The sequence below is a fragment of the Variovorax sp. J22P240 genome (assembly GCF_030316855.1).
Lineage (GTDB): Bacteria > Pseudomonadota > Gammaproteobacteria > Burkholderiales > Burkholderiaceae_C > Variovorax.
Genome location: NZ_JASZYR010000001.1, coordinates 1,086,181 through 1,109,043, shown reverse-complemented (window position 1 = coordinate 1,109,043; position 22,863 = coordinate 1,086,181). Strand labels below are relative to the sequence as shown.

Genomic DNA, 22,863 nt, shown 5'->3' with positions numbered 1-22,863 from the left:
GGCGGCTTGCGGGTGGCTCACGAAATCATGTCGTCGCGCACCCGCAGGAAGCGCGCGAACCTCGGCAGGCCCGAAGGGTTCGTGCCGTTGTAGCGGTAGCTGACCCAGGCGCCGATCGCGGGCGGATTCTCGCGTTCGGCGTCGCTGAAGCCGCTGCCGAGCTTGAAGCGCTTGCCATCGGGCATCTCGACCATCAGCGCACCCAGGCGGCCGGCATGCTTGCCGCGCCCACCGATGTGCGCGACCACGCGGGCGTCGGCATCGTCGAAGGGCTTGACCTTGAGCAGGTCGGCATTGCGTTCGGACCGGTAGGGCGACGCGCCGCGATGGAGCATCAGGCCTTCGCCGCCCATCCGCACCGTCTTGTCGAGCAGTGCCTGCAGCGCTTCATGCGTCGTGGCGCGCTGCTGCGGCACGGCGAACAGCCAGGTTGCGTCCGTGACGGGCAGCAGCTTGCGCAGTGTGCCGAGGCGTGCCGTGAAGTCACCGGACGCGGCAGGCAGGTCGAAGACCATGAAGCGGATCTCACGCCAGGCCGCGTCGACCGGCGTCTGGCTGCGCACGGTCGATACCGTGTGCGCAAAGCGGCCGCGACCTGCCCACAACTCGCCGTCCATGGGGATGGGTGGCAGTGGGGCCGTGAACCAGGAGGGCGCTGCGATGGGCTTGCCGCCACGCGTCCAGAGTTGCCTGCCGTCCCAGTAGCCGCGCACGCCGTCATATTTCTCGCTGACCCAGTAGTCGTCGAGCGGCATGCCTCGGCGGTAGACCTCGGCCAGCATGAGTGGTGGCGGTGGCTTCGAACCGTCCCGCGCCCATGCGTCGACAGGGCGGGACAAGGCGAAAGCGGCGCCGAATGTCGCCAGCAAGAGCGCGCGGCGGGATAAGAGCACGCGCGCGGCGCGGCCCATGGGAACAGAGAAACTCACGATCAACTCCCCGGCATTTCTAGGTATGCCGGAATTATGGAGTTCAGATTCGGTACGCGCTTTGTCAGGCGACAGGCTCCGCGATGCCGCCGACGACCTGGCTGAAGCCGCCATCGACATAGGTGATCTCTGCGGTCACGCCGCTGGCGAGGTCGCTCAGGAGGAAGGCGGCGACGTTGCCCACTTCTTCGATGGTGATGTTGCGACGGATCGGCGCCATCTCTGCAACCGCGGACAGGATCTTTCCGAAGCCCTTGATGCCGCTGGCCGCCAGCGTCTTGATGGGGCCGGCGCTGATGCAGTTGACGCGCATGCCCTTGGGGCCGAGCGACTCCGCGAGATAGCGCACGGAGGCTTCGAGCGAAGCCTTGGCGAGGCCCATCGTGTTGTAGTTGGGCAGGACCCGTATCGCGCCGAGGTAGGTCAGCGTCAGGAGTGCCGACTTGTCATTGAGGTAGGGCAGGGCGGCCTTGGCCATCGCGGGAAAGCTGTAGGCGCTGATGTCGTGCGCCACCTTGAACGCATCGCGCGACAAGCCGTCGAGGAAGTCGCCGGCGATCGCTTCGCGCGGCGCGAAGCCGATGCTGTGGACAAAACCGTCGAACTTCGGCCAAGTTTGCGACAGGTCGGCAAAGAGCTTGTCGATCTGCGCGTCGTCGCCCACGTCGCAATCGAAGACGAGCTTCGAATCGAAGTCGGCCGCAAACTCGGTGATGCGATCCTTGAAGCGTTCGCCCACGTAGCTGAACGCCAGTTCGGCGCCCTGCGCGTGGCAGGCCTTGGCGATGCCGTAGGCGATGGAGCGGTTGCTCAGCACGCCGGTGATCAGAAGTTTTTTGCCGGAAAGAAAGCCCATGGGTCGACCTCGTGAAAATCTTGGGCAGAATTCTCGCATGCGGGTTCTCTGGTTCTGCTGGTTGATGGTGTGCGCGGTTCCCGCATGGGCGGCGCATGGCTATGCGATGTGGGACGACCTCAAGTACCCGCCCGGGTTCAAGGCCTTTGACTACGTCAACGTCGATGCGCCGAAGGGCGGGGAACTGCGGCTGGTCAGCAATCAGCGCTATTCCACCTTCGACAAGTACAACCCCTTCACGATCAAGGGCGCGCCGCCGGCCTACCTGGGCAGCCTGATGTTCGATTCGCTGCTGGCAGGCTCGATGGACGAGACGGCGTCCGGCTACGGTCTTCTGGCCGAAGACGTGGTTGTTTCGCCCGATCGGCTCAGCGCAACGTTCAGGCTGCGGCCGGAAGCGCGCTTCCATGACGGCACGCAGGTCGAGGCGGCCGACGTCAAACACAGCTATGACACCCTGATCGGCCCCTATGTGTCTCCGGCCTACAAGACGATGCTCGAAGACGTCGAAAGCGCCGAAGTGGTCGACGCTCGCACCATCCGATACAAGTTCAGGAAGCCGAACCGCGAATTGCCCCTGATCGTCGGTGGGCTGCCGGTCTTCAGTCGCCGATGGGGCATGGAGAACGGCAAGGCCAAGCCCTTCGACCAGGTGGTCATGGACATCCCGATCGGAAGTGGACCCTACAAGATCGGCCCCGTGCGCTTCGGCAAGGACATCACCTACGTGCGTGATCCCGCCTACTGGGCGCGCGACCTGGCGGTGCGGCGAGGCAAGAACAACTTCGATCGCATCACCATCAAGATCTACAAGGACAACACGGCGCGCCTCGAGGCCTTCAAGGCCGGCGAATTCGACATGATGAGCTTCTATTCGGCCGGCGACTGGGCGCGCCGCGTGACTGGCAAGCGCTTTGATACCGGCGAACTGGTCAAGCGCGAATTCGCGCACCGGCTGCCTTCGGGGTTCCAGAGCTACGTGCTCAACAACCGGCGTCCGCTGCTGCAAGACCGGCGGGTCCGGGAAGCGTTGGGCCTGGCGTTCGATTACGACTGGATGAGTCGCCAGATGTTCTACGGCGGCTATCCGCGCGTGAGGGACCTGTTCGGCAACACCGATTGCGCGGCTGAAGGCACGCCGTCCCCGGAAGAACTCAAGCTGCTGGAGCCTTGGCGCGGCAAGGTACCCGACGAGGTATTCGGACCCATGTACGAGCCGCCCACCACCGAAGGCGCGGGGCACTCTCTGCGCAACAACCTGCGCCGGGCGCAGGATTTGCTCAAGCAGGCCGGTTGGGAATACCGCGACGGCGCACTGCGCGACGCGCAGGGCAGGCCGATGGAGCTTGAGTACCTGGACAGCAAAGAGGGCGGGGTGCGGACCGTATCGCCCTGGATGCGCAATCTCGAAAAGCTCGGCATCACGCTGAAGTTCGCGTCGGCCGATTTTGCGCTGTACCAGCAGCGCCTGGACAAGTTCGAATTCGACATCACGACCATCAACTTCCCCGGCACGCACAATCCCGGACAGCAACTCGCCGACATCTTCGGCAGCAAGGCGGCAACGACGGAAAGTTCAGGCAACTACATGGGCGTGAGCAGCCCGGCGGTCGACGCGCTGGTGACCGGCATCGTGCGCGCGGAGACCAAGGCGGAGCTTCTGCCGGCCTGCCGGGCGCTCGACCGTGTGATCATGCACAGCCATTACCTGATTCCGCAGTGGACGTTGATGGTGCACCGCATCGCCTACAACGCCTGGCGGCTTGCCTACAAGGCGCCGATGCCGCCCTATGCGTCGGGTGAAGACTGGGTCATGACGACCTGGTGGGCTCGATAGCCGACAAGAGATCACGCAATGCTGTCCTACGTCCTCAAGCGCTTGCTGCTCTTCATCCCGACCCTGATCGGCGTGTTGCTGGTGACGTTCCTGGTGATCCAGTTCGTGCCCGGCGGACCTGTTGAACAGTACCTGGCCGAGGCGAAGGCCGGCGTGCGCGGCGGGGTCGAGTCCGGTGGCTCCAACTACCGTGGCGACCAGGGGGTCGACCCCAAGCGGCTGGCGGAAATCAAGGCACTCTATGGCTTCGACAAGCCGGCGCACGAGCGGCTGATGCAGATGCTGGGCCAGTTCGCTCGCTTCGATCTGGGCCGCAGCTTCTTCCAGAACAAGGACGTGTGGACGCTGATCCTCGAAAAGCTGCCCGTGTCGATCAGCCTCGGGCTCTGGACCTTCTTCATCAGCTACGGCGTCGCGGTACCCCTGGGCGTCGCCAAGGCGGTGCGGGCGGGCACGCGCTTCGACCTCGTCACAACCCTGCTGATCCTCGTGGGCTATGCGATTCCCGGGTTCGTGCTTGGCGTGGCGCTGCTGGTGGTCTTCGGCGGGCAACTGCAGTGGTTTCCGTTACGCGGCCTCACTTCGTCCAACTGGGATGACCTGAGCTGGGGTGCGCGGATCGTCGACTACCTGTGGCACATCACGCTGCCGGTGACTGCCATGGTGCTGGGCAGTTTCGCGGTGACGTCGATGCTGACCAAGAACGCCTTCCTGGAGGAAATCCGCAAGCAATACGTCCTGACGGCCCGCGCCAAGGGTCTGGGCGAGCGGCAGGTGCTGTGGAAGCACGTGTTTCGCAATGCGTTGATTCCGATCGTCACCGGTCTCCCGGCGGCTTTCATCGGCGCCTTCTTCACCGGCTCGTTGCTCATCGAAACGTTGTTCTCGCTGGACGGACTCGGCTTGCTGGGCTACGAGAGCGTGATCCGCCGCGACTACCCGGTGGTGCTCGGCACGCTGTATCTCTTCACGCTGATCGGCCTGCTGACCAAGCTCATTTCAGATCTTTGCTACGTATGGGTCGATCCGAGGGTGAAGTTTGACTAGCGCGCCGACCGCCCGGACGGTGTCGGTCAGCCCGGGGCGCCGCGCCTGGCTGCGCTTCAAGCGCAACCGCCTGGGTTTCTGGAGCCTGGTGCTGTTCGTCGCCATGGTCGTCCTGAGCCTCTTCGCCGAGGTGATCTCGACCGACCGGCCGCTCGTGATGCGCTACGAGGGCAAGATCTACTTCCCGGTTCTTCGTGACTATTCCGAGAAGACATTCGGCGGCGATTTCGAGACGCCGACCGACTACCTCGACCCCTTCATCCGCGAGCGCATCACGCAGGGCGGCAACTGGGCCATCTACGCGATCAACCCGTACGGCCCGAAGACGCTCAACTATTTCGCCAAGTCGCCGAGTCCGGCGGCGCCGACGCGAGACAACTGGCTCGGCACCGACGATCGCGGGCGTGACCTGCTGGCGCAATTGATCTACGGTTTCCGCGTGAGCGTGTTGTTCGGTCTCGCGCTCACGGCCATCGGCACCGTGCTCGGTGTGGCGGCTGGCGCCGTGCAGGGCTATTTCGCGGGCAAGGTCGACCTCGCGTTCCAGCGCTTCATCGAAATCTGGGGTTCGATGCCCGAGCTCTACCTGCTCATCATCTTCAGCGCCGTCTTCGCACCCAGCGTCGCGCTGCTGCTGATCTTGCTCAGCCTGTTCGGCTGGATGGGTCTCTCCGACTACGTGCGCGCCGAGTTCCTTCGCAACCGCCAGATGGACTACGTTCGCGCCGCGCGGGCGCTCGGCGTGGGCAACCTGCAGATCATGTGGAAGCACATCCTGCCCAACAGCATGACGCCGGTGGTGACCTTTCTGCCGTTTCGCATGAGTGCGTCCATCCTCGCACTGACTTCACTCGACTTCCTGGGCCTGGGCGTGCCGCCCGGAACCCCGTCGCTCGGCGAACTGCTGAGCCAGGGCAAGGCCAACATCGATGCCTGGTGGATCTCGCTGTCCACCTTCGGTGTTCTCGTGTTGACGCTGATGCTCCTGACTTTCATGGGCGACGCCTTGCGCGACGCGCTCGATCCGCGAAAGGCCGACCGATGACGTACGGGAGGCTGCAATGAGTTCGTCCTTGCTGAAGGTCGAGGGCCTGCGCGTTGCTTTCGGCGACAAGGAAGTGGTGCACGACATCCGCTTCGAGATCGCGCAGGGCGAAAAGCTGGCACTGGTCGGCGAATCGGGCTCGGGCAAGACGGTCACGGCGTTGAGCCTGCTGCGCCTGGTCCAGAACGCGGAGATCTCGGGCGTCGCGAACTTCGCCGGCGGGGAGGGCGCCGGCGTGCGCGATCTGCTGGCGCTGCCCGAGGCCCGGCTGCGCGGCATTCGCGGCAAGGAGATCGCGATGATCTTCCAGGAGCCGATGACGGCGCTCAACGCGCTCTACCCTGTGGGCGACCAGATTGCCGAAGTACTCGAATTGCACCAGGCGCTGTCGACGCGTGCGGCGCATGAGGAAGCGGTGCGACTGCTGGCAGACACGGGGATTCCGGAACCGGCGCGCCGGGCGATGGCGTTTCCGCACCAGTTGTCTGGCGGGCAGCGACAGCGCGCCATGATCGCGATGGCCCTGGCCTGCAAGCCGCGCCTGCTGCTGGCCGACGAGCCAACCACTGCGCTCGACGTGACCGTGCGGGCGCAAATCCTGGATCTGTTGGCGGATCTGCAGCGCAGGCACGGCATGGCGGTGCTGCTCATCACGCACGACCTGAATCTCGTGCGCCGCTTCGCGGATCGCGTGGCGGTGATGGAGAACGGCTACATCGTGGAGCATGGGACCGTGTCGACCGTGTTCGACGCTCCCCAACACCCCTACACGCGCAAGTTGATCGACAGCCGCCCGACGCGAGACGTGGCCCCGGTCGCGGTCGACGCCAATGCGCCGCCGGTGCTCAGCGCCACTGCGCTGAGAGTGAGCTATCCAGTGTCGCGGCCGGGCTTCACGGGATGGTTTCGCAAGGGCGAGTTCGTGGCAGTGCAGGGCGCCGATTTCGGCATCGCGCCCGGTGAGACGTTGGGTGTGGTGGGTGAGTCGGGTTCGGGCAAATCCACCTTGGCCCTTGCCGCGCTGGGCCTGCTGAAACACGAGGGCGAACTGGCTGTCGGCGGCCGAAAGTGGGCTGCGGGCGGCGCCAGCGATCGTGCACTGCGGCGGGTGATGCAGGTCGTTTTCCAGGACCCGTTCTCGTCGCTGTCGCCGCGCATGACGGTCGAGCAGATCGTCAGCGAAGGCCTGACGGTGCATGCGCCAGGGCTGGATCCCGCCGCTCGTCGGGCTCGGGCTCTCGAAGCGCTGGCAGACGTCGGCCTGACGGAAGCGCAGTTCCCTTCGTTGCTCGACCGCTACCCGCATGAGTTCTCGGGCGGGCAGCGGCAGCGTCTGGCAATTGCCCGTGCGCTGATCGTCGACCCTGGTCTGCTGGTGCTCGACGAGCCTACCAGCGCGCTCGACGTGACAATCCAGAAGCAGGTGCTCGGCTTGCTGCAGCGCCTTCAGCGCGAACGTGGTCTGAGCTACCTGCTGATCACGCACGATGTCGAGGTGATCCGCGCCATGGCGCACAAGGTCATCGTCATGAAAGACGGCGCTATTCTCGAATCGGGCCCTGTCGACCGGGTGCTCGACGCGCCTGAACATCCCTACACGTACAAACTGGTGGCCGCAGCGCTGGCAGATTAGAAGAACTCGGAGAGAGCGGAATGTCGCTGATCGGTTACGACAGGCGCGGCGCCTGGCGCGCTGCGCTGGCCTGCATGGCTGCACTGGCGGTGGCGATGGGGCTCGGGCGCTTCGCATTCACGCCGATGCTCCCCATCATGTTGCACGAGGGCAAGCTCGATCTGCAAGCAGGCGGCGTCCTGGCTTCGCTCAACTACCTCGGCTACTTCCTCGGCGCGCTGAGCTGCGCGGCGATTCGGGTGAAGGCCGCCAGCATGGTTCGTGGCGGGCTGATTGCCACCGCCGCGCTGCTGCTGGGAATGGGGCTGTTGCACGGCTTCACCGTCTGGGGCGCACTTCGCACGGCGGCGGGCGTCATGAGCGCCTGGACTTTCGTGTTCGCGTCGGGCTGGGGCCTGCGCCGCCTCGCCGAAACCGGGGCGCCAGCCATGGCAGGGGTGATCTACACGGGGCCGGGCATCGGCATCGCGGCCACCGGTCTTCTGGGCGGTGCCGTCGGCCGATGGGGATCGAATGCGGGGTGGATCGGATTCGGGCTGTTGTCGCTGGTCCTGATTGCGGTGGTCTGGCGCATCTTCAGCGACGGGGAAGCCGCCCACGTGGCGCCCCAGACCATACGCGCCGCCGCGCCGACGGCGGCCGAATCCGCCGCCGTGCGCAGCGACGCGCGTTGGCTGGTGGCCCTCTATGGTTTGGCCGGCTTCGGGTACATCATCACGGCGACTTTTCTGCCCGTGATCGCACGCCAGGCGCTGCCGGGCTCGCCCTGGCCCGACTATTTCTGGCCCTTGTTCGGGCTGGCGATAGTTCCGGGCGCCTTGATCGGAGCGAGGGCGCCCGTCCATTGGGACAATCGGCTTCTGTTGGGGGTGGCCTACGCTTTGCAGGCTCTGGGCATCGTGCTGTCCGTGGCATGGCCGACGATCACCGGGTTTGCTCTGGGCAGCCTGCTTCTGGGAATGCCTTTCACGGCCATCACGCTTTTCGCCATGCGGGATGCTCGTCGTCTTCGGGGGAACGCCGCGGCGGGCCTCATCGGCTATGCGACGGCATCCTATGGGGTAGGGCAGATTCTGGGGCCGCTGTTTGCCGCGCCGCTGGCGCAGCGCACCGGATCGTTCGCCGTGCCATTGCTGGTGGCCGCGGGCGCGCTCGGAATAGGAGCGGTGCTTTTTGTCGGTGTCTGGCGGCGTTCAGGCGTCACCAAAGGTATCTGAAGCGCGTAGAAACCCCACTTTCGTAACGCAATTGGCATATAATTCAAGGCTCACGACCAAACGGGCGGGTACCAACCGCCCGTTTTTTATTGGTCGAAGCATTCTTGATGTCGCAGGCGGGCGGCGGCATCGGGCACACCAAAGGCAAAAACAGACACGTGGCATTGCAGCAGACAGTGGAACAAACCGTGGCCGGACTCGGCTACGACCTGGTCGAGATCGAACGCTCGGCCGGGGGATTGCTGCGCGTCACGATTGATTTGCCCTGGAAAGGCCTCAATTCAGAAGTTGCGCCGGGCGCGCCGGAGCCGTTCATCACCGTCGAGGATTGCGAAAAGGTGACGCGCCAGCTGCAGTTCGCGCTGGAAGTGGATGGCGCCGACTACAAGCGGCTCGAAGTGTCGTCGCCGGGTATTGACCGGCCGTTGCGCAATGAGCAGGATTTCGAACGTTTTGCGGGCGAGGTGATCGACATCACGCTCAAGGCCCCGATGGGTGCGGCGGCGGGCGGTCAGGTGGCGGCCAATCGCAAGAAATTTCGCGGCACGCTGGAGCGTGTCGCGGCGGCCGATGGCTCGCACGGATGGCAGATCGTCTGGAGCGACGAGCCGGAGCCGAAGCCCGGTCAGAAGATCAGCAAGAAGCGCGCGCCTGCACCCCTGCAGGCGCTGGGTTTTGCTTTGGACGAGCTCCGCGAAGCGCGGCTCGCCCCGATAGTGGATTTCAAGGGGCGCAGGCCCAAACCTGGCACGGTGGTGTCGGACTGAACGAGGAGAGTGGTGGCATGAATCGCGAAATGTTGATGTTGGTGGATGCGATCTCGCGCGAGAAGAACGTCGAACGTGACGTCGTCTTCGGCGCAGTCGAGTCCGCCCTGGCGCAAGCCACCAAGAAGCTCTATCAGGGCGACGTGGACATTCGCGTCGCCGTCGACCGCGACAGCGGCGACTACGAGACCTTCCGCCGCTGGCACGTGGTGCCTGACGAGGCCGGCCTGCAGCTGCCCGACCAGGAAATCCTCTTGTTCGAAGCCAAGGAAGAAATGCCCGACATCGAGGTCGACGAGTACATCGAGGAATCGGTGGACTCGGTGCCGATCGGCCGCATCGGCGCGATGGCGGCCAAGCAGGTCATCCTGCAGAAGATCCGTGACGCGGAGCGCGAGATGCTGCTGAACGACTTCATGTCGCGCGGCGAGAAGATCTTCACCGGCACGGTCAAGCGCCTGGACAAGGGCGACATCATCGTCGAGGCCGGCCGCGTCGAAGGTCGCCTGCGCCGCAGCGAGATGATCGCCAAGGAAAACCTGCGCAACGGCGACCGCGTGCGGGCCATGATCATGGAGGTCGACCTGACGCTGCGCGGCGCGCCGATCATCCTGTCGCGCGCCGCACCCGAGTTCATGATCGAGCTGTTCCGCCAGGAAGTGCCCGAGATCGAACAAGGCCTGCTCGAAATCAAGAGCTGCGCCCGCGACCCCGGCTCGCGTGCCAAGATCGCCGTGCTCTCGCACGACAAGCGTGTCGACCCCATTGGCACTTGTGTCGGCGTGCGCGGTACGCGCGTCAATGCCGTCACCAACGAGCTCGCCGGCGAGCGCGTGGACATCGTGCTGTGGAGCGAAGACCCGGCGCAGTTCGTGATCGGTGCGCTCGCACCGGCCAATGTCTCCTCGATCGTGGTCGATGAGGAAAAGCATGCCATGGACGTGGTGGTCGACGAGGAAAACCTCGCGATCGCGATCGGCCGCGGCGGCCAGAACGTGAGGCTCGCCTCCGACCTGACCGGCTGGAAGATCAACATCATGGACGCCAACGAATCGGCCCAGAAGCAGGCGACCGAAACGGACGCCAGCCGCAAGCTCTTCATGGAAAAGCTCGACGTCGACGAGGAAATCGCCGACATCCTGATTTCCGAAGGCTTCACCAGCCTGGAAGAAGTGGCCTATGTGCCGATTTCCGAACTACTCGAGATCGAGAGCTTCGACGAAGACACGATCAACGAGCTGCGTTCGCGCGCCAAGGATGCGCTGCTGACCATGGAAATCGCCCGTGAAGAAAACGTCGAGAGCGTTTCGCAGGATCTGCGCGACCTCGGCGGGCTCGACCCGGCCCTCATCCCCAAATTGGCCGAGGCGGGTGTTCACACCCGTGACGACCTGGCCGACCTTGCGGTCGATGAACTCACCGAGATCACCGGCCAGAGCGCCGATGACGCCAAGAACCTCATCTTGAAAGCCCGCGAACATTGGTTCGCCGGCCAAGAGTGATGGTCATGGAGGCACGAAACCAATATGTCCAGTACCACTGTCGCCGAGTTCGCGAACGAGCTCAAGAAGACTCCCGAAATCCTGCTTGACCAGCTCAAGAGCGCCGGGGTGCCCAAGCAGGCGCCGACCGACGCGCTCACCGAGGCCGACAAGCAACGCTTGCTCGGCTTCCTGAAAGCCAGCCATGGCACGGTCGACCCCGAGCGCAAGAAGATCACGCTGACGAAGAAATCGACCAGCGAGATCAAGCAGGCCGACGCCACCGGCCGCGCGCGCACGATCCAGGTCGAGGTGCGCAAGAAGCGCACCTTCATCCAGCGTGACGAAGGCCACCCGGTCGCCGCTGAAGCAGCACCGCAGGAAGCGCCCGCCACGGCCGCTCCAGCTGCGCCGCAGATCGACGAAGCCGAACTCACCCGCCGCGAGGAAGAAGCGCGCCGCCAGGCCGAGCTGATCCGTCGCCAGGAAGAAGAACTCGTCGAAAAGCGCCGCCTGCGTGAAGAAGCCGAGGCGCGTGAGCGCGAAAAGGCTGAACGCGCCGAGCAGGCCGAGCAAGAAGCCAAGGCCGCCAAGAAGAAGGCCGCGGAAGCGGCAGCCGCTGCGACCGTAACCGAAGGTGCGCCCGAACCCGTCGAGGAGGCCCCCGCCGTATCCGACCGCAAGGCCGCCGCGGAAGCCGCTGCCGTGCAGGCCAAGGACGACGCCAAGGCCAAGGCCGCCGCCGAATCGAAGGCTCGCGCCGACGAGGAAGCTGCCCGCGCCAAGGACCTCGACGAACGCCGACGCAAGGCACTGGCCGAGGCCGAAGCCATCCGCGCCATGATGAACGCGCCTGCTCGCGTGCTGGTGCCGCACAAGGCGCCCGAGAAGCCCGCGCCGGAAGCCAAGGCCGGGGTGAAAGGGACTTTGCACAAGCCGACGGCTCCGGCCGCCCGCCCGGGTGCACCGGCTGCTCCTGGCGCCGCTGCCGCGCCTGGCGCGGGCAAGGAAGTCAAGTCGGCCAAGCTCTCGTCGAGCTGGGCTGGCGACACGGCCAAGAAGAAGGAAATCAAGACCCGCGGCGACGCCAGCGGCGGTGTCGGTCGCGGCAACTGGCGCGGCGGCCCGCGCGGTCGTCGCGGCAACGACCGCAATGGCCAGGAAGAACGCGTGCAGGCTGCACCGGTCGAGGCCCGCGTGCTCGAAGTTCATGTGCCCGAAACCATCACCGTGTCCGAACTGGCGCACAAGATGGCCGTCAAGGCGTCCGAAGTCATCAAGCAACTGATGAAGCTCGGCCAGATGGCGACCATCAACCAGTCGCTGGACCAGGACACCGCGATGATCATCGTGGAAGAAATGGGCCACAACGCGGTGGTTGCCGCGCTGGATGATCCGGAAGCCTTCACTGATGAAGACGTGTCGGCGCAACAGGCCGAAGCCCTGCCGCGCGCACCGGTCGTGACCGTCATGGGTCACGTCGACCACGGCAAGACCTCCCTGCTGGACTACATCCGTCGCGCCAAGGTCGCCGCGGGCGAAGCCGGCGGCATCACACAGCACATCGGGGCGTACCACGTCCAGACCGAGCGCGGCATGGTGTCCTTTCTCGACACCCCGGGTCACGAGGCGTTCACCGCCATGCGTGCCCGTGGCGCGCAGGCCACCGATATCGTGATCCTGGTGGTGGCCGCGGACGACGGCGTCATGCCGCAGACCAAGGAAGCCATCAAGCACGCGAAGGCGGCGGGTGTGCCGATCGTGGTTGCGATCAACAAGATCGACAAGGCCGATGCCAACCTCGACCGCGTCAAGCAGGAACTGGTTGCCGAAGAAGTCGTGCCCGAAGAGTACGGCGGTGATGTGCCGTTCGTGCCGGTTTCGGCCAAGACGGGCCAGGGTGTCGACGATCTGCTCGAGCAGGTGCTGCTGCAGGCCGAAGTGCTCGAACTCAAGGCGCCGGTGGATGCCGCTGCCAAGGGCCTGGTCATCGAAGCCCAGCTCGACAAGGGTCGCGGCCCGGTCGCGACCGTGCTGGTTCAGTCCGGCACGCTCAAGACGGGCGATGTGGTGCTGGCCGGCTCGACGTATGGTCGTGTGCGCGCCATGATCGACGAGGACGGCAAGACCATCAAGTCCGCGGGTCCGTCGATCCCGGTCGAGATCCAGGGGTTGACCGAAGTGCCGCAGGCCGGCGACGAGTTCATGGTGATGAGCGACGAGCGCCGTGCGCGCGAGATCGCCACCTACCGGGCTGGCAAGTTCCGCAACACCAAGCTGGCGAAGGCCCAGGCTGCGAATCTGCAGAACATGTTCACCGACCTGTCGGCGGGCGAGGTGCAGACGCTGCGGATCATCATCAAGGCCGACGTGCAGGGCTCGCAGGAAGCGCTGGCCCAGTCGCTGCTCAAGCTGGCGACCGAGGAAGTCAAGGTGCAGATGGTGTACGCCGGCGTCGGTGGCATCAGCGAGAGCGACATCAACCTCGCGATCGCGTCGAAGGCCATCGTCATCGGCTTCAATGTGCGCGCCGATGCCGGTGCGCGCAAGCTGGCCGAGAGCAACGGCGTGCAACTGCACTACTACAGCATCATCTACGACGCGGTGGACGACATCAAGGTCGCCATGTCCGGCATGCTGGCTCCCGAGCGGCGCGAAGAAATCATCGGCTCCGCCGAGATCCGCACCGTGTTCGTGGCATCCAAGATCGGTACGGTCGCGGGTTGTATGGTCACTTCGGGTTCGGTCAACCGCAGCGCGCACTTCCGCCTGCTGCGCGACAACGTGGTGATCTACACCGGCGAAATCGACTCGGTCAAGCGCATGAAGGACGATGTGCGCGAAGTGCGCGAAGGCTTCGAGTGCGGTATCAAGCTCAAGAACTACAACGACATCAAGGAAGGTGATCAACTGGAGTTCTTCGAGATCAAAGAGATTGCGCGTACGTTGTAAAGCGCGCCGCGATATCGAGCTCATTGCCGCGTTGCAGCCGCCTTGCCGTACTAAAGTACTGTCTGCGGCGGCGCGCCTTGCACTGAGCCCGATCTCGCGACGCTTGTGATTGTTTGAATGCCTAAAAGAAAAGCCGCTACCCCCAACCGTGCCTTCAAGGTGGCCGATCAGATCCAGCGCGATCTGACGGAGTTGATCGCGCGCGAGTTGAAGGACCCGCGGGTGGGCATGGTCACGATCCAGGCGGTCGAGGTCACGCCCGACTACGCGCATGCGAAGGTCTTCTTCAGCCTGCTCGTGGGCGACCCGGTCGAGACCACCGAAGCGCTGAACCAGGCCGCGGGCTTCCTGCGCAACGGCCTGTTCAAGCGTCTGCACATCCACACGGTCCCGACGCTGCATTTCCAGTTCGATCGCACGACCGAGCGTGCCGCGGACATGAATGCGCTGATCGCGCAGGCTGTCGCTTCCCGTTCCAAAGACGACTGAAGATGAACGCGCCACGCACACGGGTGCAGCGGCGCCCTGTGCATGGGGTGTTGCTGCTCGACAAGCCGCTGGGTCTCTCCAGCAATCAGGCCTTGCAGAAGGCCAAGTGGTTGTTGCGCGCCGAGAAGGCCGGGCATACCGGCACGCTCGACCCGCTCGCGAGCGGCGTGCTGCCCTTGTGCTTCGGGGCGGCCACCAAATTCAGCCAACTGCACCTGGACGCCGACAAGACTTATGAGGCCACCGCGCGCCTCGGGGTGAAGACGTCTACCGGCGACGCGGAAGGCGAAGTCATCGCCAAACGGCCTGTCGCCGTGACAGCGGCTGATCTGAAGCGCGTGGAAGCGCAATTCACCGGGCCGATCCGCCAGGTGCCGCCCATGCACAGCGCGCTGAAGAAAGACGGCAAGGCGCTGTACGAATACGCACGCGAAGGCGTCGAGGTGGAACGGGCGCCACGCGATGTCGTGATCTACAAGCTGGCGATCAATGCCTCTTCCGGCAATGAAATTGACATTCGCGCGACCGTGAGCAAGGGTACCTACATCCGCACGCTGGGCGAAGACATTGGGGAAGCGCTGGGCTGCGGCGCCCATCTCACGGCGCTGCGCCGGATCGAGACTGGCGGCTTCGACGTCTCCCAATGTGTGACGCTGGACGCTCTCGAAGCCATGGCTGAGGAAGACCGGCTCGCACGACTGCTGCCGACCGAAGCGCTGGTGGCCGATCACACGCCCGTCACGCTCGACGCCGAAGATGCCGGGCGCTTCCTTTCCGGCCTGCGCCGACGCGGCAAGTGGCCGGACGCGCCTGCCGTGGCCGTCTTCGGCCGTGACCCTCCTGCATTTCTCGGCACGGCCCACGTCAAGGCCGGCGAACTGATTCCGGGGCGCTTGCTGAGCCCCATCGAAATCCAGCAAACACTATTGACCGAAGCGACACCATGAGCACCAACCAGATCCGCAATATCGCCATCATCGCCCACGTGGACCATGGCAAGACCACGATGGTCGACCAGCTGCTGCGCCAGTCGGGCACCTTCGCCGAGCACGAAAAAGTGGTCGACACCGTGATGGACAACAACGCCATCGAAAAGGAACGCGGCATCACGATCCTGGCCAAGAACTGCGCCGTGACGTGGAAGGGCATGCACATCAACATCGTCGACACCCCCGGCCACGCGGACTTCGGCGGCGAAGTCGAACGCGCGCTCAGCATGGTGGACGGCGTGGTGCTGCTGATCGACGCCCAGGAGGGCCCGATGCCGCAGACCCGCTTCGTGACGAAGAAGGCGCTGGCCCTCGGCCTGAAGCCGATCCTGGTGGTGAACAAGGTCGACAAGCCGGGCGCGCGTCCCGACTACGTGGTCAACGCCGCTTTCGACCTGTTCGACAAGCTTGGCGCTACAGACGAACAGCTGGACTTCCCCGTTGTCTACGCCTCGGGCATCAATGGCTGGTCGTCGCTGGAAGAGGGCGAGCACGGCGAACAGTGGGGTCCCGACATGTCGGCGCTCTTCGACACCATTCTCAAGCACGTGCCGGCGCATGCGGGAGATGCTGAAGCGCCGCTGCAACTGCAGATTTCCGCGATCGACTTCTCGACCTTCGTCGGCCGGATCGGCGTCGGCCGTATCCACGCCGGCACCATCAAGCCCATGATGGACGTCGTCGTGATGGAAGGCCCGGACGGAAAGGCTGTCAAAGGCCGGATCAACCAGGTGCTGACGTTCCAGGGCCTCGAACGCGTGCAGGCGACCGAAGCCGGCCCGGGCGAGATCGTGCTGATCAACGGCATTGGCGACATCGGCATCGGCGTGACGATCACCGACCCGACGACTCCCACGGCGCTGCCCATGCTCAAGGTCGACGAACCGACCCTGACCATGAACTTCTGCGTCAACACCAGCCCGCTGGCCGGCCGTGAAGGCAAGTTCGTCACCAGCCGCCAAATCTGGGACCGCCTGCAGAAAGAGCTGCAACACAACGTCGCCTTGCGCGTCAAGGAAACCGACGAAGAAGGCATCTTCGAAGTCATGGGCCGCGGCGAACTGCACCTGACCATCCTGCTGGAAAACATGCGCCGTGAAGGCTACGAGCTGGCCGTGTCGAAGCCGCGCGTGGTGTTCCGCGACATCGACGGCGTCAAGAACGAGCCCATCGAACTGGTGACGGCGGATATCGAAGAACAGCATCAGGGCGGCGTAATGCAGGCCCTGGGCGAGCGCAAGGGCGAACTGGTCAACATGGAACCGGATGGTCGCGGTCGCGTGCGCCTCGAGTACCGCATCCCGGCGCGAGGCCTGATCGGCTTCACCAACGAGTTCCTGAACCTGACGCGCGGCTCGGGCCTGATCTCCAACATTTTCGACAGCTACGAGCCGCACAAGGGCGAGATCGGCAGCCGCAAGAATGGCGTGCTGATCTCGATGGACGATGGCGAGATCTTCACCTATGCACTCGGCAAACTGGACGATCGCGGCCGCATGTTCGTGCGCGCGAACGACCCGGTGTACGAAGGCATGATCGTCGGCATCCACAGCCGTGACAACGATCTGGTGGTCAACGCCACGCGCACCAAGCAGCTGACCAACTTCCGTGTGTCCGGCAAGGAAGACGCGATCAAGATCACGCCGCCGATCGAGCTCACGCTGGAGTACGGCGTGGAGTTCATCGAAGACGACGAACTGGTCGAGATCACGCCCAAGAGCGTGCGCCTGCGCAAGCGCTACCTGAAGGAACACGAGCGCAAGCGCGCGTCGCGCGAGACCGCCTGATGCTGCGCATGGGCGGCCATGGGCTCACTCATGGCCGTGCGGTCTGGCTGATGATCGTCGTGACGCTCATGTGGGCCACCGCGGGTGTCGTCACGCGTCACCTCGAACACGCGCGCAGCTTCGAGGTGACCTTCTGGCGCAGCTTCTTTACGCTGGTATCGCTGCTGGTGATCCTTCCGTTGTGGCAGGGCCGGGCAGTGTTCGCGAAGATCCGCCAGGGTGGACGCGAGCTGTGGATCTCCGGCGTCTGCTGGGGCGTGATGTTCACCGCCTTCATGGTCGCGCTCACGCTGACCAGCGTCGCCAATGTGCTGGTGACGATGTCGGCAGGCCCGTTGTTGACGGCATTGGCCGCGCGGATCTTCATCGGGCACAAGCTGCCGCCACGCACTTGGGCGGCCATCGTCGCGGCCGGGCTGGGCATCGCCTGGATGTACGGCACGGAACTGGGCGAGGGGCAACTGCTCGGCACGCTGGTCGCGCTGTGCGTGCCGCTGGCTGGCGCGTGCAACTGGACCGTGGTCCAGCATGCCCATGCCAAGGGCCATGACGTCGACCTCGTTCCTGCAGTGCTGATCGGTGCAGCCATCTCCACGCTCGTCACACTGCCGCTCGCGTGGCCTTTCCAGGCGAATGCCCACGACCTGGGCCTGCTGGCCTTCCTTGGTCTGTTCCAGCTTGCGATTCCCTGTGCGCTTTCGGTGATGTGCGCGCGCGTGCTGAAGGCGCCTGAAGTGTCGCTGCTCGCGTTGCTCGAAGTAATCTTCGGCATTGCGCTGGCCTGGATCGGGGCGGGCGAGGAGCCGGAATCGAGTGTCTTGATCGGTGGTGCGGTCGTCATTGGGGCGCTGGTGTTCAATGAACTCCTTGGCCTTCGCGAAAGGCGCTCTCCCGCAGCGGCGCTGACCAACCCCCACTGAATGGGCGCTCAGGGCATTCACTGATGCCTGCTTGACCCGCAAGACGTTGTTTGTTTTTTGAGGATGTATTGATGCGACTTTCCACTGCATTGGCTGCCTGCGTCTTGCTTGCGGCGCCCCTTTGCTCGACGGCCCAGGTATCGATCAACATCAACGTGCCGGGCGTTGTCATGGCGGCTCCGCCGCCGCCGCGCTACGAGGTGATGCCGCCGCAGCGCTCGGGCTACGTCTGGGTGCCAGGGAACTGGCAATGGCAACACAACGCCTATGACTGGCGGCAGGGTTACTGGGAGCCTGCGCGCCCCGACCACGTCTACGCGCCGGGACGCTGGGTGCGCGCGGACGGCGGTTGGCGCTGGGTCGAGCCGAACTGGAAGGCTTCCAAGCGCAAGAAGGACAAGCACCACGGGCACGATGATCATTACGACCGCGATGATGACCATGGCCACGGCGGCCATCACTGCCCTCCGGGTCAGGCGAAGAAGGGACGTTGCTGATTGGCGGTGGCCCTCCAGCGAAAAGGCCGGCATGCAAGCCGGCCTTTTTCATTCAACCCGCCTCGCGACGGGTTTCTTGACTCAAGGGCGCGCCACCTTCCACACGCCGTTGAAGCCGTCGCCCGTCTTGTCGCCGGCCTTGGTGTCCTTCGCCCAGTAGTAGAGCGGCCAGCCCTTGTAGGCCCATTGCTTCTTGCCGTCGTCGCGAACGATGATGGTGTAGGCGCCTATGGGCTTGGCGCTGTCGGCCACGGTCAGCGGCGGCCAGTTGGTGGCGCACGGTCCGTTGCAGGCCGACTTGCCGCTACCGGCTGCATCGCGATCGAAGGTGTAGAGGGTCATGCCGGACGGGCCGATCAGTACGCCTTCGGACGTGCGCGTCGGCGTGTCCGGCGCAGGTGACATGCTTCCGCATCCTGCGAGCAGGGCGGCGGCAAGGATCGAGGCGCTGAGAAGTTTCATCGAGTTTTCTCCTTCGGTTAAAAAACGAATGCAGACGGAACAGTCTATCCCGCTGTTTTTTCAAGCTGACGGTAGACCACCGTCGCGAGGCTGAGCAACGTGTCACGCGAGAGCGCTCCGCTCAGGGCATAGCCAAAGCCTCGATCGACCCAATAGAAGTTGGGGACCGGACCGTCCGCCGAGTAGCGGAAGGCCGTCTCTCCCGACCGCGACGGATCTGCGCCTGAACCGAGGCTGCCGATGTACAGCGTGATGCGCTCGCCGCTGGCCCGTTCGAACATGAACTGTGCGCGGGCGCCTTCGCTGCCGGGCAGCAGGCGACCGCCGACCAGTGCGTAACCTTCGGCCGACAGGTCGGGCACCTGGAGTGGCTTGTCGAGCCGCTTCGAGAGCCATTGGGCGAGATGCTGCTGCTCGGCCGCAGCCACTTCGACGGGATGCCGCTTCTCGGGCGCGTACACCGCATGCGCCACAGAAGCGGCATGCACGAATTCCCGTGTGGCCGGCGCGCGCGACAGGGCCGCGCCTGCCTGCGATGAAGCCCATTGCGTGTTCGCCAGCCAGCCCGCGCCGAAGGCGAGAGCAATGCCCGCCGCCCTGCCGCCCCAACGCATCCATGTGGCCTGTCGGGCATGTTGCTCATCAGCCAGGCCCGCCGCGGCCAGCAAGGCCGGCGGAACGGGTTCGTCGAGCACTTCGCGATGCAGTCGCCGCAATGCGTCGCGCTGGGCCTCCCATGCGGCCAGGTCATCGTCAGGGGGAGGAGTAGGGGTGTTCATGGCGATAGCCGATTCACTTGAGGCGACGCAAGCCGGGGCGGGCCGCCACGGGAGAAGGCGTCCCGTCCATCAGGTCCTGCAGGCGGGCGCGAGCCCGCGAGAGGCGCGACATCACGGTGCCAGCCGGAATGCCCAGCACCTTGGCCACTTGCGCGTAGGAGAGGTCTTCGAGCGCTACCAACAGCAGCACGGCGCGCTGTTCCTCGGGCAGAAGCAGCAGGCAGCGTTGCAGGTCGATGGCCTGGTCACGGGTCGAATCCACGCCGCGTAGGTCAAGCACGACATCGTCGATGTCGACAGCAGCCGCGCGCGTTGCCGGTGCGCGCCGGGCTTGGCTCACGAACACGTTGTGCATGACGGTGAAGAGCCAGGCACGGAGGTCGCTCCCGACGATCCACAGCCGCCACTTGCTGCAGGCGCGCTCCAGCGTGTCCTGCACCAGGTCGTCGGCAGCCCAGCGGTCGCCCGTCAGCGCGCGGGCATAGCGCCGCAGGCTGGGAATGTGGTCGACGAGGAGGCGGGAATCCATGGTGTGGAGCAGATCATCGATCGTGGTTGTCTGCTGCACTAACGCCGGCGCACCGACGTTTATTCCATGCGCGTCGAAAAAAGGTCAGGTTCCGCCGGCCGGACCACCGCGGAGCACGCGCCGCTTGAGCGGCTTCGCCGGATTTCCGCCATACACGGTCCATGGGTCGAGTGACCGGAACGCGACGCTCCGCGCGCCCAGCACCGCACCTTCGCCCACCTCGACGCCGGGCCCGACGAAAGCCTCGGCTGCAATCCACGCCTGCGCGCCGATCACGATCGGTTGCGCCGTCAGTTGGAAGGTGGCCGACGAGATGTCATGGCTGCCGGCGCAGAGATGCGCCCCTTGCGACACCAGCGCCGCGCGGCCAAGCGAAATCGGCGCCATGTTGTAGCAAGTGACCCGTTCGGCCAGCAGCGCGCGATCGGCCAGATGCAGGTGGGGCGGATACCAAACCCGTGCGCTACCGCGCACGTCGCTGGATTCGCCCATCTGTGCGCCGAACAGCTTCAGGAGAAAGCGGCGCCAGAAGCGCATCTGCGGCGGCGTCCACGACGCGAGCAGCGCCCAGCTCAGGTTCCACACGGCGCGCAGCATCCGATTGCCCAGCGAAAAGCTCGGACCGCCCTCGAGTGGGTTGACGCGCGCGGCGTCGAGGGGTTGAAGCGCCATCGATGTGTTCCTTCAGCGGCTGCGACTCTTCATGGCCCGCTCGACTTCACGCTTGCCTTCGCGGTCCTTGATGGTGTCGCGCTTGTCGTGCTCGGCCTTGCCCTTGGCCAGTGCGATTTCGCATTTGACCTTGCCCGCCTTCCAGTGGAGATTGAGCGGCACCAGCGTATAGCCTTTTTGCTCCACCTTGCCGATCAGGCGGCGGATCTGCTCCTTGTGCAGCAGCAGCTTCTTGGTGCGCACGGAGTCGGGAGTGATGTGTGTCGACGCGGAGCGCAGGGGGTTGATCTGACAACCGATCACGAACAGCTCGCCGTCGCGGATCACGACATAGCCGTCGGTCAGCTGCACCTTGCCTTCGCGCAGCGATTTGACCTCCCAACCTTCGAGCACCATGCCCGCCTCGAAGCGTTCCTCGAAGAAGTAGTTGTAGGCGGCTTTCTTGTTGTCCGCGATCCGGGAGGAGGTGTCTTGTTTTCTTGTGGCCATGGTGTGTCAGGTGAGGGCTGCATGGCTTCAATACAATCCGTCGCGCACGCGGTGCCGATTCTATGAAAACAGTCCACAAGTCCGTTCTGATCTGGTACAGCGCCGAAGAGATGTACGCCCTCGTCACCGACGTGGCGAAGTATCCCGAATTTCTGCCGTGGTGTGACCGCTCGAAAGTGATCGAGCAGGACGAACTCGGCATGACCGCCGAAGTCGGCCTCGCCTTCAGCGGTTTTCACCAGAGCTTCACTACCCGCAACACCCATGTGCCCGGCCGCGAAGTGCATCTGAAGCTGGTCGATGGGCCCTTCTCCAATCTTGACGGTGTCTGGAAATTCACGCCCGTGGGGGAGCAGGGCGAGCGAGCGTGCCGCGTCGAACTCAACCTCAGCTATGGGTTCAGCAACTTCGCGCTTCAGGCACTGGTGGGGCCCGTGTTCGACAAGGTCGCCTCGAACCTGGTCGAAGCTTTCGTGAAGCGCGCCGAGCACGTCTACGGTACGCCCTGATGCTGCAAGTCACGGTGGCCTATTCGCCGGCGCCGCGTGAGGTGTTCGAACAGGTCGTGTCGCTATCGGAGGGCGCGACGGCGCGCGATGCGGTGATGGCCAGCAGTCTCGGCGCCAGCTTTCCGCAACTCGATTGGCAGACTCTTGTCCCGGGAGTCTGGGGCCGGGCGGTCGAATGGGATCAGGTTCTCGCAGACCTCGACAGGGTCGAACTGTGCCGGCCGCTCACCGTCGATCCCAAAGTCGCCCGGCGCGAACGATTCCGGCAGCAGGGCGCTCGCGGAACGGGCTTGTTCGCACGGCGTCGCAAGGGCGGCAAGGCGGGGTACTAGGCTCGCTCGCTCTACTTGCAGTCAGCGTCGATCACCGATTGCAGGCGTTGTTGCTCCGCGGCACGTGCGTTGTCGTCCATGATCTCGCGCTCGCCCTGCGCATTGATGCGGGCCACGCGCATGCCACTGTCCATCGTGGCCTTGCCCTGGCGAGCCCGATTGCAGTTCTCGGCCTTCGCCTGCGCCACCTTCTGCGTTTCGGCGGCCTGCTTGGCCTTTTCGGCTTCCTCGGTCTTCTTCGTCTTTTCCTCGAGTTGCTTGTCGACACCCGCCGTCTTGCTGCTGCTGGCGGCGGGCGCGGCTGCCGGCGCAGGTTCCGTCGGCGCAGCAGGTGTGCTGAAACTCAGTGGCTTGCTGGGCGCACCGGGCTTGCGGAGGATGTTTTTCTCGGGGATGTCGGGCGGCGGCGCCTGGTCACTGAACACCTTCTTGTTGTCCTTGTCGACCCATTGCCACTGGGCGTGCGCGCCCAACGGAAGCAGGAAGACCGATCCGATGACGAGCAGATGCGCGAATTTCATGGCCGGCAGTTTAGCGCTGCCTTACGTTTTGCAACTTTGTCCCTGGCATTTTTGCAACGTTCTATCGGTACTCCGGGATGTTTGAACCCGAATGCGTGCGGGAAAGCGCAATTCCCTTCGCCTG

General features: G+C 64.7%; 23 protein-coding genes. 15 read left to right on the top strand and 8 right to left on the bottom strand.

The annotated features are described in order from the left end of the window. Positions 1-17: 17 nt before the first annotated feature. Both QTI24_RS05335 and fabI read right to left on the bottom strand, forming a co-directional pair. On the bottom strand, positions 18-911 hold the full coding sequence (locus QTI24_RS05335) for a DNA ligase (RefSeq protein WP_286599279.1): 894 nt from the start codon (positions 909-911) through the stop codon (positions 18-20). An 82-nt stretch (positions 912-993) separates the two neighbouring features. Then, entirely contained in the window at positions 994-1,785 is a 792-nt protein-coding gene (gene fabI, locus QTI24_RS05330; protein ID WP_286598814.1) for an enoyl-ACP reductase FabI, read from the bottom strand. Between the two features lie 37 nt (positions 1,786-1,822). Between fabI and QTI24_RS05325 the strand changes: the two genes are divergently transcribed. The 13 genes from QTI24_RS05325 to QTI24_RS05265 all read left to right on the top strand — a co-directional run bounded on the left by QTI24_RS05325 (position 1,823) and on the right by QTI24_RS05265 (position 18,446). Then, positions 1,823-3,622, top strand: a complete 1,800-nt coding sequence (locus tag QTI24_RS05325; protein WP_286598813.1) for an extracellular solute-binding protein — start codon at positions 1,823-1,825, stop codon at positions 3,620-3,622. Positions 3,623-3,640: 18 nt separating this feature from the next. Next, positions 3,641-4,669, top strand: a complete 1,029-nt coding sequence (locus QTI24_RS05320; protein WP_286598811.1) for a microcin C ABC transporter permease YejB — start codon at positions 3,641-3,643, stop codon at positions 4,667-4,669. After that, positions 4,662-5,714, top strand: a complete 1,053-nt coding sequence (locus tag QTI24_RS05315; RefSeq protein ID WP_286598809.1) for an ABC transporter permease — start codon at positions 4,662-4,664, stop codon at positions 5,712-5,714. Before QTI24_RS05320 ends, QTI24_RS05315 begins: the two co-directional genes overlap by 8 nt. A gap of 16 nt (positions 5,715-5,730) precedes the next feature. Beyond that, on the top strand, positions 5,731-7,347 hold the full coding sequence (locus QTI24_RS05310) for an ABC transporter ATP-binding protein (RefSeq protein ID WP_286598808.1): 1,617 nt from the start codon (positions 5,731-5,733) through the stop codon (positions 7,345-7,347). Between the two features lie 20 nt (positions 7,348-7,367). Continuing rightward, on the top strand, positions 7,368-8,564 hold the full coding sequence (locus QTI24_RS05305) for a YbfB/YjiJ family MFS transporter (RefSeq protein ID WP_286598807.1): 1,197 nt from the start codon (positions 7,368-7,370) through the stop codon (positions 8,562-8,564). A 158-nt stretch (positions 8,565-8,722) separates the two neighbouring features. Continuing rightward, entirely contained in the window at positions 8,723-9,331 is a 609-nt protein-coding gene (gene rimP, locus QTI24_RS05300) for a ribosome maturation factor RimP (RefSeq protein WP_286599278.1), read from the top strand. A gap of 17 nt (positions 9,332-9,348) precedes the next feature. Further along, entirely contained in the window at positions 9,349-10,833 is a 1,485-nt protein-coding gene (gene nusA / locus QTI24_RS05295) for a transcription termination factor NusA (RefSeq protein WP_286598805.1), read from the top strand. A 24-nt stretch (positions 10,834-10,857) separates the two neighbouring features. Further along, entirely contained in the window at positions 10,858-13,764 is a 2,907-nt protein-coding gene (infB, locus tag QTI24_RS05290) for a translation initiation factor IF-2 (protein WP_286598804.1), read from the top strand. Positions 13,765-13,881: 117 nt separating this feature from the next. After that, positions 13,882-14,253, top strand: coding sequence for a 30S ribosome-binding factor RbfA (gene rbfA / locus QTI24_RS05285; RefSeq protein WP_068685509.1), 372 nt, complete (start codon positions 13,882-13,884; stop codon positions 14,251-14,253). Positions 14,254-14,255: 2 nt separating this feature from the next. Further along, positions 14,256-15,200, top strand: coding sequence for a tRNA pseudouridine(55) synthase TruB (gene truB, locus QTI24_RS05280; protein WP_286598800.1), 945 nt, complete (start codon positions 14,256-14,258; stop codon positions 15,198-15,200). Then, entirely contained in the window at positions 15,197-17,029 is a 1,833-nt protein-coding gene (typA, locus tag QTI24_RS05275; protein ID WP_286598799.1) for a translational GTPase TypA, read from the top strand. The genes truB and typA overlap by 4 nt, the downstream gene beginning before the upstream one ends. Further along, positions 17,029-17,949: a DMT family transporter gene (locus tag QTI24_RS05270; RefSeq protein ID WP_286598797.1), complete on the top strand. Its 921-nt coding sequence runs from the start codon at positions 17,029-17,031 to the stop codon at positions 17,947-17,949. Before typA ends, QTI24_RS05270 begins: the two co-directional genes overlap by 1 nt. 71 nt (positions 17,950-18,020) lie before the next feature. After that, positions 18,021-18,446: a YXWGXW repeat-containing protein gene (locus tag QTI24_RS05265; RefSeq protein ID WP_286598796.1), complete on the top strand. Its 426-nt coding sequence runs from the start codon at positions 18,021-18,023 to the stop codon at positions 18,444-18,446. 81 nt (positions 18,447-18,527) lie between these two features. Here the strand turns inward: QTI24_RS05265 and QTI24_RS05260 are convergent, their stop codons facing one another. From QTI24_RS05260 to smpB, 5 genes are all read right to left on the bottom strand, one after another. After that, complete coding sequence (locus QTI24_RS05260) at positions 18,528-18,908, bottom strand: COG4315 family predicted lipoprotein (protein WP_286598794.1); 381 nt, start codon at positions 18,906-18,908, stop codon at positions 18,528-18,530. Between the two features lie 44 nt (positions 18,909-18,952). Continuing rightward, positions 18,953-19,687, bottom strand: a complete 735-nt coding sequence (locus QTI24_RS05255) for an anti-sigma factor family protein (protein ID WP_286598792.1) — start codon at positions 19,685-19,687, stop codon at positions 18,953-18,955. Positions 19,688-19,700: 13 nt separating this feature from the next. Continuing rightward, positions 19,701-20,216, bottom strand: coding sequence for an RNA polymerase sigma factor (locus tag QTI24_RS05250; RefSeq protein ID WP_286598791.1), 516 nt, complete (start codon positions 20,214-20,216; stop codon positions 19,701-19,703). An 84-nt stretch (positions 20,217-20,300) separates the two neighbouring features. Then, positions 20,301-20,888 carry an LbetaH domain-containing protein gene (locus tag QTI24_RS05245; protein ID WP_286598789.1) on the bottom strand — a complete coding sequence of 196 codons (588 nt, stop codon included), beginning with the start codon at positions 20,886-20,888 and terminating at the stop codon, positions 20,301-20,303. Between the two features lie 12 nt (positions 20,889-20,900). Then, the gene (gene smpB, locus QTI24_RS05240) at positions 20,901-21,377 is read right to left on the bottom strand and encodes an SsrA-binding protein SmpB (RefSeq protein ID WP_286598787.1); all 477 of its coding nucleotides are present in this window, start codon (positions 21,375-21,377) and stop codon (positions 20,901-20,903) included. A gap of 62 nt (positions 21,378-21,439) precedes the next feature. Between smpB and QTI24_RS05235 the strand changes: the two genes are divergently transcribed. Continuing rightward, on the top strand, positions 21,440-21,886 hold the full coding sequence (locus QTI24_RS05235) for a type II toxin-antitoxin system RatA family toxin (protein WP_286598782.1): 447 nt from the start codon (positions 21,440-21,442) through the stop codon (positions 21,884-21,886). Continuing rightward, entirely contained in the window at positions 21,886-22,218 is a 333-nt protein-coding gene (locus QTI24_RS05230) for an RnfH family protein (RefSeq protein WP_286598780.1), read from the top strand. The genes QTI24_RS05235 and QTI24_RS05230 overlap by 1 nt, the downstream gene beginning before the upstream one ends. A gap of 11 nt (positions 22,219-22,229) precedes the next feature. On the opposite strand, the gene QTI24_RS05225 is transcribed toward QTI24_RS05230, so the two are convergent. Continuing rightward, a complete protein-coding gene (locus QTI24_RS05225; protein WP_286598778.1) occupies positions 22,230-22,739 on the bottom strand; it encodes a DUF4124 domain-containing protein in 510 nt (169 codons plus the stop codon). Positions 22,740-22,863: the final 124 nt, after the last annotated feature.

Bases quoted from the DNA above. Each gene is read 5' to 3' on its own strand.
- QTI24_RS05250 (WP_286598791.1), bottom strand. From the start codon at position 20,216: ATGGATTCCCGCCTCCTCGTCGACCACATTCCCAGCCTGCGGCGCTAT.
- QTI24_RS05235 (WP_286598782.1), top strand. From the start codon at position 21,440: ATGAAAACAGTCCACAAGTCCGTTCTGATCTGGTACAGCGCCGAAGAG.
- rbfA (WP_068685509.1), top strand. From the start codon at position 13,882: ATGCCTAAAAGAAAAGCCGCTACCCCCAACCGTGCCTTCAAGGTGGCC.
- nusA (WP_286598805.1), top strand. From the start codon at position 9,349: ATGAATCGCGAAATGTTGATGTTGGTGGATGCGATCTCGCGCGAGAAG.
- QTI24_RS05305 (WP_286598807.1), top strand. From the start codon at position 7,368: ATGTCGCTGATCGGTTACGACAGGCGCGGCGCCTGGCGCGCTGCGCTG.
- truB (WP_286598800.1), top strand. From the start codon at position 14,256: ATGAACGCGCCACGCACACGGGTGCAGCGGCGCCCTGTGCATGGGGTG.
- QTI24_RS05225 (WP_286598778.1), bottom strand. From the start codon at position 22,739: ATGAAATTCGCGCATCTGCTCGTCATCGGATCGGTCTTCCTGCTTCCG.
- infB (WP_286598804.1), top strand. From the start codon at position 10,858: ATGTCCAGTACCACTGTCGCCGAGTTCGCGAACGAGCTCAAGAAGACT.
- QTI24_RS05325 (WP_286598813.1), top strand. From the start codon at position 1,823: ATGCGGGTTCTCTGGTTCTGCTGGTTGATGGTGTGCGCGGTTCCCGCA.
- smpB (WP_286598787.1), bottom strand. From the start codon at position 21,377: ATGGCCACAAGAAAACAAGACACCTCCTCCCGGATCGCGGACAACAAG.
- QTI24_RS05255 (WP_286598792.1), bottom strand. From the start codon at position 19,687: ATGAACACCCCTACTCCTCCCCCTGACGATGACCTGGCCGCATGGGAG.
- QTI24_RS05310 (WP_286598808.1), top strand. From the start codon at position 5,731: ATGAGTTCGTCCTTGCTGAAGGTCGAGGGCCTGCGCGTTGCTTTCGGC.
- typA (WP_286598799.1), top strand. From the start codon at position 15,197: ATGAGCACCAACCAGATCCGCAATATCGCCATCATCGCCCACGTGGAC.
- QTI24_RS05265 (WP_286598796.1), top strand. From the start codon at position 18,021: ATGCGACTTTCCACTGCATTGGCTGCCTGCGTCTTGCTTGCGGCGCCC.
- QTI24_RS05245 (WP_286598789.1), bottom strand. From the start codon at position 20,888: ATGGCGCTTCAACCCCTCGACGCCGCGCGCGTCAACCCACTCGAGGGC.
- QTI24_RS05230 (WP_286598780.1), top strand. From the start codon at position 21,886: ATGCTGCAAGTCACGGTGGCCTATTCGCCGGCGCCGCGTGAGGTGTTC.
- QTI24_RS05335 (WP_286599279.1), bottom strand. From the start codon at position 911: ATGGGCCGCGCCGCGCGCGTGCTCTTATCCCGCCGCGCGCTCTTGCTG.
- QTI24_RS05320 (WP_286598811.1), top strand. From the start codon at position 3,641: ATGCTGTCCTACGTCCTCAAGCGCTTGCTGCTCTTCATCCCGACCCTG.
- fabI (WP_286598814.1), bottom strand. From the start codon at position 1,785: ATGGGCTTTCTTTCCGGCAAAAAACTTCTGATCACCGGCGTGCTGAGC.
- QTI24_RS05270 (WP_286598797.1), top strand. From the start codon at position 17,029: ATGCTGCGCATGGGCGGCCATGGGCTCACTCATGGCCGTGCGGTCTGG.
- QTI24_RS05260 (WP_286598794.1), bottom strand. From the start codon at position 18,908: ATGAAACTTCTCAGCGCCTCGATCCTTGCCGCCGCCCTGCTCGCAGGA.